At 62.0% G+C, this 12,534-nt stretch carries 8 protein-coding genes; 4 read left to right on the plus strand and 4 right to left on the minus strand.

All coding sequences use genetic code 11. From position 1 onward, the window contains the following. The 4 genes from F7R06_RS22070 to F7R06_RS22085 are packed head-to-tail and all read right to left on the minus strand — an operon-like array spanning window position 1 to window position 7,731. The gene (locus tag F7R06_RS22070) at window positions 1–4,560 is read right to left on the minus strand and encodes an alpha-2-macroglobulin family protein (protein WP_090325532.1); all 4,560 of its coding nucleotides are present in this window, start codon (window positions 4,558–4,560) and stop codon (window positions 1–3) included. Next, complete coding sequence (locus tag F7R06_RS22075; RefSeq protein WP_090325533.1) at window positions 4,557–5,207, minus strand: DUF1175 domain-containing protein; 651 nt, start codon at window positions 5,205–5,207, stop codon at window positions 4,557–4,559. Before F7R06_RS22075 ends, F7R06_RS22070 begins: the two co-directional genes overlap by 4 nt. Further along, on the minus strand, window positions 5,192–6,904 hold the full coding sequence (locus F7R06_RS22080; protein WP_090325534.1) for a DUF2138 domain-containing protein: 1,713 nt from the start codon (window positions 6,902–6,904) through the stop codon (window positions 5,192–5,194). The genes F7R06_RS22075 and F7R06_RS22080 overlap by 16 nt, the downstream gene beginning before the upstream one ends. Before the next feature lie 35 nt (window positions 6,905–6,939). Beyond that, a complete protein-coding gene (locus F7R06_RS22085) occupies window positions 6,940–7,731 on the minus strand; it encodes a YfaP family protein (RefSeq protein ID WP_090325535.1) in 792 nt (263 codons plus the stop codon). A 277-nt stretch (window positions 7,732–8,008) separates the two neighbouring features. Here F7R06_RS22085 and F7R06_RS22090 point away from each other — a divergent pair, with 277 nt between their 5' ends. The 4 genes from F7R06_RS22090 (at window position 8,009) to dxs (ending at window position 12,395) form a co-directional block, all read left to right on the plus strand. After that, complete coding sequence (locus tag F7R06_RS22090) at window positions 8,009–9,169, plus strand: Fic family protein (RefSeq protein ID WP_090325536.1); 1,161 nt, start codon at window positions 8,009–8,011, stop codon at window positions 9,167–9,169. A 109-nt stretch (window positions 9,170–9,278) separates the two neighbouring features. Further along, the gene (locus tag F7R06_RS22095) at window positions 9,279–9,521 is read left to right on the plus strand and encodes an exodeoxyribonuclease VII small subunit (RefSeq protein WP_007894317.1); all 243 of its coding nucleotides are present in this window, start codon (window positions 9,279–9,281) and stop codon (window positions 9,519–9,521) included. Continuing rightward, window positions 9,518–10,405 carry a (2E,6E)-farnesyl diphosphate synthase gene (ispA, locus tag F7R06_RS22100; protein WP_090325537.1) on the plus strand — a complete coding sequence of 296 codons (888 nt, stop codon included), beginning with the start codon at window positions 9,518–9,520 and terminating at the stop codon, window positions 10,403–10,405. The genes F7R06_RS22095 and ispA overlap by 4 nt, the downstream gene beginning before the upstream one ends. A 91-nt stretch (window positions 10,406–10,496) precedes the next feature. Further along, window positions 10,497–12,395, plus strand: a complete 1,899-nt coding sequence (gene dxs / locus F7R06_RS22105; protein WP_090325539.1) for a 1-deoxy-D-xylulose-5-phosphate synthase — start codon at window positions 10,497–10,499, stop codon at window positions 12,393–12,395. Window positions 12,396–12,534: the final 139 nt, after the last annotated feature.

The raw sequence follows: 12,534 nt of genomic DNA on the forward strand, positions 1-12,534 counted from the left end.
TCAGTGGACCGTGACCTGACCGAGCGCCGGTTTCTGCTCTTGAGCCTGATGCTCTGGCGCATACACCTGAGTGAAGCGCGTCGGCGGCAGGTTGAATTGGCCTTTCTGCGAGAAACGCACCAGATGACGCAGGCGCAGCTCACCGCTCAGCGCATCCACCGGCACGGCATAGGCCAGTTGCCCCGGCTCGAAACGGGCCTTTTCCAGTGCCGTGGGTTCGGTGCCGGCCTTGCCCATCAACTTGATGCCCCAGGTAGTGCGCTCAACATCGGCGCCCGGTGGCAACGGCACTTCGAGCATGCCGTAGCGCAGCGGTTTGGCGGCTTTGCTGGTGAGGATCACTTCGTCCAGGTATAGGCTGTCGCTGGACAACGGCGCGTTGCCGACCGCCTCCAGTTTGAAGGTGAACGCTTCATCCCCCGGCACCAGCCGAGACAGGCGACGGGTGATGGTCACGGCCATCGGATCGACGGTGGGTTGCTGGCTTCGGAAGCTCAACGCAGCCCGCAATGGACGCTCCTGGGTGCCGCTTAACGACAATACCGTCGGCACAGGCGTAGCTCCTTGCCAGGTCCAATACACCTCGCCGGTATCACCGTATTTTTTCTTCCAGCCTTCACCCGGTGCCAGGGCAATGGCAGGTGAAGCCTGTTCGATGCTGCGCTGCAGCCAGGTCAGCGCCAACGCCCGTTCCAGGGTCGATTGCCGGGGCAGCAAGCGCTGCAGCAACGCCTGCGCATGGGCCTGATCGAAGGCTTGCAGCGACAGATTCAGGGCTTCGGCAAACGGCTGAGAACTGACGGCCAGGCGTTGCTGTGCATCCGCCAGCTGCCGGTTGAAAGCGTCGGGCAGCGTGACCTTCGATTGCTTGGCCAACGACGCCGTCAGCGCCCGGGCGGCGGCCAGACCCAACGCTGAATCCGGATCACTCATGACGATGCTGTCTTCGCCATCGTCCATCAGGTTCGCGGCATTGCCCTCGCCCGCTTTTGCCAGGTCATCCATCAGTCCGCTGAGCAAGGTGTTCACCGGCAATTGCATCTGTTTGGCGAACGACAGAATCAGCGCGCGCTGTAACAGCGGCGTGTTTTTCGCCTGCTTCGAATAGACCTCCAACACCCGCTGCCAGTGCTCTGGCGGCAGGCTCAGCTCCAGCACTTTGCTGGCGTGCCAGTCGGCGTAATAGGCATAGGCGGTCAGGAACGCGTCCGGCTCGCCGTCCATGCCCCACCAGGTGAAACTCGCCGACGGCCCGGCCATTTGCACCAGCCGCAAGCGGCTGTTCTGCATGATCAGGCGCAAGCGGTCGCGGACCTGCGGGTTCGACGCCAAGGTCGGATAGGCCATGCTCAGTGGCAACAAACGACTGGCGGTTTGTTCGACGCCGCCATAGGGGTAGCTCAGCAGATCATCCAGTGCCGAACGGAACAGCGCTTGCGGGCTGTCATCCAGGCGCAGGCGAATATCCGTGGCGTCGGCCGGCAGCGTCAGCGGCGTATCGCCGACGCTCACGTCCAGGCTTTGGCTCTTTGTGACCTGCCACCCTTCACCGGTGGCGGTCAGGCGCACGGCCAAGGCATCAGCGGTTTTGCCGCCCTGCACCAACTCGGCGGTCCACTCGCCACTGGCCAGGGAGAACTCAGGCAACGCGATGTAGTTGATGCCGTTGCTCAGCGTCACGGGCACGCGCTGCTCGTTGCCCGCGTAATGAGTCACCAGCTCGGCCTTGACCGGGTTTTCTGCCTGGCTGAAGGCGAACACGCCGAGATTCGGCTTATCGCCCGTGCGGAATGTGCTCGGCCCGCTCCATTTCAGGTACAGCGGTTTCTCCGAACGCACGAACTGTTTTTTCTGCCCGACCAGACCGTCATCGGCGATGGCCCGGGCGGTGATGCGCCAGCGGGTCAGCGAATCCGGCATCTTGAAGGTGAAACGGGTCTTGCCACTGGCATCGGTCACCAGCTCCGGCTGCCACGCAGCGGTGTCGACGTCTTCGCGGCGCGGCCGTTCCAGCACCTTCACGCCACGTTCGCTGCGGTTGGCCTTGCCCGGTGCACCAGGGCTGCCCGGCAACGCCACGTCGTAGCTGATAAACGACAGGCTGGCGCTGGTACGCACGTTATTGCGCCGTGGGTGGTAGAAGAACTGGTCGATGGTCGGCGAGACTTCCGGCTGCAACGCGTAGACCATTTCGTCGACCACGCTGACCGTCAGGTGCGCCGGGATCGGCTTGCCGGCGAACTGGGTGGTCAGGTCCACCGACACGGTATCGCCGGGTTGATAGGTGTCTTTATCGGTGGCGATGGCCACGTCTATCTGCGGCGCAATCACCTTGATGCCGGCGTTCTGGAAACTGTACTGACCGCCCTTGGTGTACAGCACCGAGAAGGTCAGGTTCGGTGCGAAACTGTCCTTCACCGGAATGCGCGCGCGGTATTGGGTGTCGCTGAGTTTTTCCATCTTCAGCCAGTCACCGCCCCTGGACAGCAACGCGGTGGCCTCGACCTTGTCACGTTCGAGCGACAGCAGTGCATCACTGATCGGCTCGGGGAACGTCATCAACGCCAGGGCTTCGTCGCCGGCCTTGTACTCGGGTTTGTCGAGGACAATTTCAACGGTGCCCGGCACCGCTTTGACGCCGTCTCCGGTGACCGAATGACCGGTGGCGCCAAGGGTTCGGCCGTGGTCATCCCTGAGTGTCAGGTTGTAGGTACCAGGGCGCTCGAACGCCAGGGTGAAAGCCTTGTCGGTGGCCGTCAGTTTGCCTTCGCCGGTGCTCTGGTCCTCCAGACGCACCCAGCCATAACTGCTCGGCGTGACCGACTGGCCCTGCTCGCTTTCATTGGCGTAGCTGAATACCACCTTGTCGCCCACCGCGCTGAAACGCTGCGGCGCGCTCAAGCGGAAATTCGCGGCGCCGCGATCGATGAGGATTTCCTTGGTGGTCTTGACCCGATACGCCGCGCCATCGCTGGCGAACACGGTGAGCATGTAGCGACTCGGTTTCTCCGCAGCCGGCAGTTCGAGGGTGGCGTTGCCCTTGGCGTCGGTGGTCAGTTCGGTGCTGGTCAGCTCCACCGGGAATTGACCGAGGTATTGCAGCTCGTTGTCGACCATCGACAGCTGCTGAGCACGCAAGCTCAGGCTCAATTTGGCATTGGCTACCGGTTTGCCGTCTGGATACAGCAACACGAGACTGCCCTTGACCGCTTCGCCGGTGCGGTAGTCCTGCCTGGACAGGTTCAGTGAAATCTCGAAGTGCGGCTTGATGTACTCGGCGACCCGGAAGGCGCTGCTGTAGGCTTGATCCTTGTAACTGAAACGCAGCTCATAACCGCCGGCCACGGCATTGTCGGGCAACTGGAAACGCGCCTGGGTGCCGGCCTTGGAATCCAGTTTCAAGTCCAGGGTTTGCAGGGCCGTACCGGTGGCATCGAGCACGGTCATGTTGATGTCGGCGGCGCCTGGCGGCACCGAATCCCGGGCGTTCTTGAACTCGCGACCGACGATTTTCAGCGACACCCAATCCCCCGGCCGGTACAGCGGCCGGTCGGTGAAGGCATAGAGTTTGGTGTCGTAGATTTCGCTGTCGTAGTAGAAGTTTTCCGAGACGAATACGCCGCCTTCTTCGTCTTCGCCTATCACGAACGAGCGCTCGGGGCTGACGTGTTTCAGGCGCAGCAGACCCTCGGCATCAGTGGCGCCGCTGCTCATCACGCCGAGGCCGTCGGTCCACAACACATTGACCTTGGGCACCGCACTGCCTTCGTGCTTGCGCGCCGCCCACACCAGCAATTCATCGCCGGCAATCTTGCTCACGGCCACGGTGTTGGAAACGAAGACCATGGTGGTTGCCCGGTACTTGCCGATCAGCGCTTCCACCAGATACAGGCCCGGTTTCAGGTTGCCCAACGGGATATAGACGTTGCCCGGCGCGACGCTGACGAACTCGCTGGAGGAGCCCGCGAGGTTCACCCCTTCCGGTGGCTGGATCGGCTTGGCCTGCCACAACGGGTAGCGGAACTGACTGACCACTGGCAGCCCCGGAATCAATGCGAATTGCGGCTGCGCGTCGTAGGGCGTTGGCGCGGCCATGGCGTTGCCCATCTTCAGTTCCGGCACGTGCTCGGTGACTTGTTTACGCGACTCGTAGGAAAACGCCCGCTGCATCACCCGGCGAGACTTGCGGTACCAGTTGTCCCACAGGTACGCGAGGGTATTGGACAGGCCCTCGCCCTTGAACTGGCCGTCGCTGACCACCCGGTGCAGGTTCTTCTGGCGCTTGAGGAAATCCAGCGGCTTGTCGATGCGATACACGCGAATGTCGGCGCCGCCGTAGGGTTCCATGCGGAACCGGCGATAGTCGCGGCCTGGTGCTTCGAGACGCACCATCGCCTGTTCGTCGCTGGCGAAACTGCTGTCGGCCAGCAGAAAGAAACTCTCCCCGGCCACCGGCGTATAGCCACTCGGTTCAACGGTGTCTTCGGCATTCACCACCGAAAAAGGCAGCGCCATTAGCAACAGCAGAGGCAGAAAACGCAACATGCGGGCACCGATCATTGGGAGAGAAAATTCAGTCGATAAACGCCGATGAAGTTGGGGTTGGCTGCATCGGGTATCCATCGGGTGTCCTTCCATGTCATGAGTTGTTGCAGGCTTGCGGAGCGCATGCCGTTGTCAGTGGGTGTGGTGGTGCCGGTGTGATAGGCGATGTAGCGACCCATCCAGATCATCAGGTGCTGGTCGTCGCCCTGATCGAAAAACATCAGGTCGCCGGGACGCGCCTGGGCCACATCACGGCCGACCAGATGGCTGTTGAACTGAATCAGCTTGATCGCGTTGACGTACGGCCCGACCTTGCCGCCGCCCTGCTGCCATTGCCGGGCGAGACCGCGCTGGGCATCACTCAATGGCAGCTCTGGCGGCAGGTAGCGATTGGACAGGCCATTGCTGCGCAGCCATTTGTCGTCATGGACTTTCAGCGCTTCATTGGCGGCGAAACGCACCAGCCCGGCGCAGTCCTGTTGATACCAGCGCGGGCTCGGGCCCTGGCTCAATTGCTCCTGAGCGATGCGCACGAACCAGGCGCGGAACACTTGGGATTGCTGCGGGTCGAGCGCCGGGGTTTCGACAGCCCGGGCAGCCGCGCTCAGCAGCAGCGCGAGCAGGCCGAGGCTTCGGATCAATCCAGTCACAGGGCTTTCCATTCCAGTGGCAGCCATTGCCAGTGGCCGTCGGGTTCGCTGCCTTCAGGCAAGGTCAGTGCGTACTTGCCGTAACCGCCGAGCTTGCGCAGTTTCGGGATGAGGTAGGTTTGCGCGGCGTTGTAGAACACCGGCTCCATGTCCTGGGGCAGGCTGTCGAGGGTTTCCTGTTGCATCAGCTGGGCCATGGACTCCGGGCCGAAGTAGATCGGCATCAGCAGGTCTTTCGGCACCACGTCGGCCATCGGTGGGAAGCGCTTGTCGAGGGTGCCGAGCGCCTTGTCCACCAGTTTGTCGTCGAGGGAGAACAGCAGCGTCGAACCGTGACGCGCCAGGCTGACGCGCATGAAAGCCTTGCCGGTGATCGCGTCCGGGTCTTCGGCGTCTTTGGCCGCGTACGGACCGAAGTTTGAGCTGACCTGGCGCTGCCACTGATGGGTCGGGCCCTCCTGTTTTTCGACCACCGGGAACGCGTGATCTTCGACCTTGCCTTCGTAGGCGCCGACCATCGAGCCGAACAGTTTGCCCAGATCACCATCGAGTCTGGCGCTGTCCTTATCGTTCAGGCCGGCCACCAGCAGCGGCGTGTACAGCCGCGAATCGGCGTACCAGCACAGGCCCGCGGCTCCGGCCATGTGTTCGGTCAAGGCCTGCGCCACCTTCTCGTCGGCGCCGAGTTTTACCAGCAGCGGTTTCTGTTGTTCGGCGGCAAGCGGCAAGGCCACGCAGGCGCTGGCACCCATGGGCATGGCTTGCCAGATCGGTTTGAAATCGAAGCCCGGCTGATCGTCCAGTTCATCCATGGCGAGGAAGCTGTGCCAGCCCTTGTCGTCCATGTCGAACCGCAGCCCGGCGAAGTTCGGAATGAAACGCTGATACCCCATCGCCAGCACACTGGCGTTGACCGACAGGCGTTGCTTCACTTCAGGCGCGCGCGGCGGCAGGCCGAATGCTTCGGGGAACAGTTTGTCGCCGTTGAGCAGCGCGGCGATGGCGGCTGTCGAGACACTGCCCGGCTCCTCGGCCTGGCCACTTTGCGGGTCGTAGAGTTTCGATGGATTGGACAGCACCACCAGTTTGTCGCCATGGGAGGCAAACACCAGCGCCTTGCTGGCGTTGTAGGTGAGCTGATAGAGCGCGACATCGTCGCTGCCAACCTTCACATCGGCAATTTTGCTCAGCTGTGAATCATCCAGCGCCACCTTGGCCAGTGGTTCCAGCACCTTGGCCAGTCCGCCGCGATCCATCACCAGCAGGAAATCCTTGAGCCGACCATCGGCCCCGCGCCACAGCGCCACGTCGGCGGGTTGATCGAAGAGCTGTTCGATCAGGCTGTCCTGCAACTTCAGGTCATGCTCGTAAATGATCCGCCGCAGACTGCCGATCAGCCCGAGGCGATCCGCGTGGGTTTCGTAATAGAAGACGAAATCTTCGGTGAGGGTTTCCTTGAGGAACGGCACCGCCAGCAGATCCTTGGGCAATTGGCTCAAGGAGTGGGTTTCCAACAGGCCATCCGGCCGGCTCATGCCCAGCTTGTCGCTGGCCAATACGGGCGCAGGCACCTTGGGTTTGTGCAGAAACCACCCCACCCCGCCCGCCACAACGGCGGCCAGGCCCAACCCAAGCAATAGCGCCGGCCAGCGCCGGGAAGGTTTGGCGGCCGATGCATCGGCGGCTGGGGACACGATGTTTTCACTCATTTCACAAAACCCAATTCATCCGTGGTGCGGGATGTTTAATAGTTGAAAGTCTTGACCAGCAGCAGGTCGCCGATCGCACGCAAGGGCACGATGAAGGTTTCGCGTTTTTCGTCGACGGTGTTTTCGTTGAGCACCAGGTTGATCTGCGAGGTGATTACCTCGTTCTGGTTGCTGGCCTCATCGAAGTTATAGCCGCCACTGCCAAAGTTGCCCCAATAGTTCACGTAAACCAGATAGGTGCCATGCAGCGGCGCGGTCATGGTGAACATTTCCGGGCCGGGACCATCGACGCCATCAGGGTCCAGGCCGCCGCCGTTGGTCAGCGCCGTATGAGCCCAGAACGCATGCTGACCATCCGGGGTAATGATGTGCAGGTCGAGCTCAGCTTTCGGGTCGTCCCAACCGAGTACCACCCGAATCCGCGCCGGGGTGCGCAGGTTGTTGGCTTCATAGAACTGAACCCGCTTGAGCGACTGCCCCTCGACACTGCGCACTTCGACGCTGTTGGAGCCGGCGCCGAACGCATAGGGCCGGGCGAAACGCCCCTGATCGTCGGTGTACAGGTTCAACGGATTGCCGTTGACCGCCAGGGTATGGGGGCCGCGTTGCGTGCCAAGGGCCTTGAGCTGACCCTCGATCATCGTGCGATTGCGCTGCACGCCCCTGTCGATGGGCGGCGTGGGATAGGCCACTTGCGGGTTTTCCGTCCGGTCCAGCAGGCCGTTGTAGCGCCAACCACCAATGGGCTCCGACACCTCGGCACTCGGCGCGGCCAGGAGTGCAGGCGCACAGAGCCAGCCGAACAGCAGCAAAAGAATTGAACGCATGTGATGCCTCCTGCCATGCATGACGAAACCTTGCGCCCGATCCTCGGCGCGTTACAGAGGTTGATACTGCGTTTCGTCTGAAAGACCCGTGACTGTCGGGTCGTATAGGGCGCGAAGGTTAGCCGCCATGGCCGCAGCTAACAATCACATCCCTCTGAAAATGCGGCGCAAATCACGCAGGTGAGTGGACGGTGAGCCGAATAAGGGTCATATTCGGCTCAGTATATGAGCCGAATAGCCCTTCTAATCGGCTCACTCACCCCAGAGCATCAAATACATGGCACCTCACTGGATCTGGCAACAGCCTGATTGGCCGAATTTCACTTGGCACGCCGAGCGCTTGGCACCGTTACTGCGCGAGTGCGTCCAGGCACAAGGTCGATTGATGGGCATGGTCAGTTCCGTCGGCAGTTCGCTGAGTGCGCAGAGCGAGCTGGATGCATTGCTGCAAAACATCGTCACCTCGTCCGCCATCGAAGGTGAACAGCTGAATGTCGGCTCGGTCCGCTCTTCACTGGCGCGGCGTTTGGGACTTGAAGTGATGGGTGGCGATAACGTCAGCCAACGCAGCGAAGGCCTGGCCCGCCTGATGCTTGATGCAACGCAGCATTTCGCCGAGCCGTTGACCCTTGAGCGCTTGCTGGATTGGCATGCATGGCTGTTCCCGGATCAGGACACTGATCTCGCCGCACGGAGTATCCGTGTTGGCGCATTGCGCGGCGATGATCCGATGCAAGTGGTGTCGGGCCGTCTCGACAAGCCCACAGTCCACTTCGAAGCGCCGCCCCGCCGGGGCCTTGAACAACAACTCGAAACCTTCCTCGACTGGTTTGAAAGCAGCCGTCATCAGGCCGCGCTCGATCCGCTGTTGCGTGCCGGCGTCGCGCACTTCTGGTTTGTCACGCTCCACCCTTTTGACGATGGCAATGGTCGCTTGACGCGAACCATCACCGACCTTGCGCTGGCTCAAGGCGAGGCTCAGGCAATCCGTTTCTACGCCATGTCGGCGAGCATTCTCGAGGATCGCTCAGGCTACTACCGCGTCTTGGAAACCAGCCAGAAAGCGACGCTGGACATCACCGAATGGCTGCAATGGTTTTTACACACCTTGCTGCGCAGCCTGCAGCAGGCAATGGCGAGGATCGAGTCGGTGCTGGCCAAAGCGCGTTTCTGGCAGGCGCACCGGGAATCCGAACTGTCGGTCGAACAGACCAAAGTACTGAATCGCATGCTCGATGGCGGAGAGCGCGGTTTCGAAAGCGGGATCAGCGCAGCTCAGTATCAGGCCGTGGCGAAAGTGTCCAAAGCCACTGCAACCCGCCATCTGGCCGAACTGTTGGAAAAAGGCTGTTTGCAACGCCTGCCGGGTGGCGGGCGCAGTACCCGCTATAAAATCCGTGATCCGGATGGCTCGACTCCATCACCCTATGGCAAGTGACCTCGCTCCCTCGCCACAGGGTTTAGCCGCCAAATGCCCCGCTCATTTGCCCATAAACCCCATGTCTGCTAGTGTCGCGCCGGTTTAACGTCAACCGGAAATCGCCGCCATGGCCCGCAAAAAAGCTGCACTGGATTTCGAACAATCTCTCGCCGACCTGCAAACGCTGGTCGAGCGCCTGGAGAATGGTGAATTGTCGCTGGAAGACTCGCTGACCGCTTTCGAGCAAGGCATCGGTCTGACCCGCGATTGCCAGGCGGCGCTGGCCCAGGCCGAGCAAAAGGTTCAGGTGCTGCTCGAGCGTGATGGCGAGTTGGCCGAGGAACCCTTCGACGCGGATCAACCAGAATGATTGCAGCGTATTCAGCGACCAGCCAGGCTCGAGTCAATGCGGCTCTGGAAACCCTGTTCACCGCACCCGGCCCTGAGCTGGCGCGCCTGTACGAAGCCATGCGCTACAGCGTGATGAACGGCGGCAAGCGCGTGCGCCCGCTGCTGGCCTACGCCGCGTGCGAAGCCCTGGGCGGCAAGGCCGAGCAAGCCAACGGCGCGGCCTGCGCGGTGGAGCTGATCCACGCCTACTCGCTGGTGCACGACGATTTGCCGGCCATGGACGACGACGACCTGCGTCGCGGCCAGCCCACCACGCACAAAAAATTCGATGAAGCGTGCGCGATCCTCGCTGGCGACGGTTTGCAGAGCCTGGCCTTCAGCGCCCTGCTCGACCCGCGCCTGAGCAACGCCGACGCAGAGATTCGCCTGCAGATGGTCAGCGCCCTGGCATTGGCCGCAGGCCCGGCGGGCATGGTCGGCGGTCAGGCCATCGATTTGGGTTCGGTCGGTCTGAAGCTCGATCAAAAAGCCCTTGAATACATGCACCGACACAAGACCGGTGCGCTGATCGAAGTCAGCGTCAAGCTCGGCGCACTGGCCAGTGGTCACGCGCAGAAGGACGAACTGAAGTCCCTGCAGACTTATGCACAGGCCATTGGTCTGGCATTCCAGGTCCAGGACGACATTCTCGACGTTGAAAGCGATACCGAAACCCTCGGCAAACGCCAGGGCGCCGACATTGCCCGCGACAAGCCGACCTACCCGGCCCTGCTCGGCCTCGAAGCCGCCAAGGCCTACGCCCTGGAATTGCGCGATCAGGCACTGCACGCGCTGCGACCGTTTGACGCGGCGGCAGAGCCTCTGCGCGATCTGGCCCGCTATATCGTCGAGCGCCGCAGCTGACGGCCAATCGGTCAAAAAAGACCAACGCGTGGGCAGGGACCGATGCATCAGGTAAACTGCCGCATCTTTTATACCTATAACGATTCGCCTGATGCCCACGACGTTTCATGAGATTCCCCGCAAGCGCCCAACCACGCCCCTGCTCGACCGCGCGAACACGCCGGACGGCCTGCGCCGGTTAGGCGAAGCCGAGCTGGAAACCCTGGCCGATGAGTTGCGCCTGGAATTGCTCTACACGGTCGGTCAGACCGGTGGGCATTTCGGTGCCGGCCTGGGCGTGATCGAGCTGACCATCGCGTTGCATTACGTCTTCGACACCCCGGACGACCGGCTGGTGTGGGACGTGGGTCATCAGGCTTATCCGCACAAGATCCTAACCGGTCGTCGCGAGCGCATGGGCACCCTGCGCCAGAAGGACGGCATCGCCGCCTTCCCGCGCCGCTCCGAGAGCGAATACGACACTTTCGGCGTCGGTCACTCCAGTACCTCGATCAGCGCAGCGCTGGGCATGGCAATTGCCTCGCGCCTGCAAAACAATGATCGCAAGGCCATCGCGGTGATCGGCGACGGCGCCTTGACCGCCGGCATGGCGTTCGAAGCGCTGAACCACGCGCCGGAAGTCAACGCCGACATGCTGGTGATCCTCAACGACAACGACATGTCGATCTCGCACAACGTCGGCGGCTTGTCCAACTATCTGGCGAAGATCCTGTCCAGCCGCACCTACGCCAGCATGCGCGAAGGCAGCAAGAAAGTGCTGTCGCGCCTGCCCGGCGCCTGGGAAATCGCCCGTCGCACCGAAGAATACGCAAAAGGCATGCTGGTGCCCGGTACCCTGTTCGAAGAACTGGGCTGGAACTACATCGGCCCGATCGATGGCCACGACCTGCCGACCCTGATCGCCACCCTGCGCAACATGCGCGATCTGAAAGGCCCGCAGTTCCTGCACGTCGTCACCAAGAAGGGCAAGGGCTTCGCGCCTGCTGAAGTCGATCCGATCGGCTACCATGCGATCACCAAGCTCGAACCGCTGGACGCCCCTGCCGCTGCGCCGAAAAAGGCCAGCGGACCGAAGTATTCCGGTGTGTTCGGTGAGTGGCTGTGCGACATGGCTGCGGCCGACCCGCGCCTGGTGGGCATTACCCCGGCGATGAAGGAAGGCTCCGACCTGGTGGCTTTCAGCGAGCGCTTCCCGCTGCGCTACTTCGACGTGGCGATTGCCGAGCAACACGCCGTGACCCTTGCCGCCGGCATGGCCTGCGAAGGCGCGAAACCGGTGGTGGCGATCTACTCGACCTTCCTGCAGCGCGGCTACGACCAACTGATCCATGACGTGGCAGTGCAGAACCTCGACGTATTGTTCGCCATTGACCGCGCAGGTCTGGTGGGCGAAGACGGCCCGACGCACGCCGGCAGCTTCGACCTGTCGTTCCTGCGCTGCATTCCCGGCATGCTGGTGATGACCCCGAGCGACGAAAACGAGCTGCGCAAAATGCTCACCACCGGTCATCTGTACGAAGGCCCGGCGGCTGTGCGCTACCCGCGCGGCACCGGCCCGAATGCGACCATCGAGAAGAACCTCGAACCGATCGAAATCGGCAAGGGAGTGGTGCGCCGTCAAGGCAGCAAAGTCGCCCTGCTGGTGTTTGGCGTGCAACTGGCCGAGGCGATGAAAGTGGCCGAGACGCTGGATGCCACCGTGGTCGACATGCGTTTCGTCAAACCACTGGATGAAGCACTGGTACGTGAAATCGCCGCCAGCCATGAGCTGCTGGTGACCGTCGAAGAGAACGCGATCATGGGCGGCGCCGGTGGTGCGGTCAGCGAGTTCCTTGCCCGGGAAAACATCCTCAAGTCGATGCTGCATCTAGGCTTGCCGGACACTTACGTCGAACACGCCAAGCCTGCGCAAATGCTGGCCGAGTGTGGATTGGACGAGGCCGGAATCGAAGCCGCGATCCGCGAACGGCTGCAACTGCTTAACCGCTAAACACACTTTCCCTGTGGGAGCGGGCTTGCCCGCGAAGAGGCCGGCTTATCCAACATCAATGTTGGCTACCGACGCCTTCGCGGGCAAGCCCGCTCCCACAGTGTTTTGTGGGCTCTCAAAACTGTATTTGCCTCAAAGC

Source organism: Pseudomonas moorei, from assembly GCF_008801475.1.
GTDB classification, from domain to species: domain Bacteria; phylum Pseudomonadota; class Gammaproteobacteria; order Pseudomonadales; family Pseudomonadaceae; genus Aquipseudomonas; species Aquipseudomonas moorei.

Coding starts and splice junctions, on each gene's coding strand:
- F7R06_RS22085 (WP_090325535.1), bottom strand. CDS start 7,731: ATGCGTTCAATTCTTTTGCTGCTGTTCGGCTGGCTCTGTGCGCCTGCA.
- ispA (WP_090325537.1), top strand. CDS start 9,518: ATGATTGCAGCGTATTCAGCGACCAGCCAGGCTCGAGTCAATGCGGCT.
- F7R06_RS22095 (WP_007894317.1), top strand. CDS start 9,279: ATGGCCCGCAAAAAAGCTGCACTGGATTTCGAACAATCTCTCGCCGAC.
- F7R06_RS22080 (WP_090325534.1), bottom strand. CDS start 6,904: ATGAGTGAAAACATCGTGTCCCCAGCCGCCGATGCATCGGCCGCCAAA.
- dxs (WP_090325539.1), top strand. CDS start 10,497: ATGCCCACGACGTTTCATGAGATTCCCCGCAAGCGCCCAACCACGCCC.
- F7R06_RS22090 (WP_090325536.1), top strand. CDS start 8,009: ATGGCACCTCACTGGATCTGGCAACAGCCTGATTGGCCGAATTTCACT.
- F7R06_RS22075 (WP_090325533.1), bottom strand. CDS start 5,207: ATGGAAAGCCCTGTGACTGGATTGATCCGAAGCCTCGGCCTGCTCGCG.
- F7R06_RS22070 (WP_090325532.1), bottom strand. CDS start 4,560: ATGATCGGTGCCCGCATGTTGCGTTTTCTGCCTCTGCTGTTGCTAATG.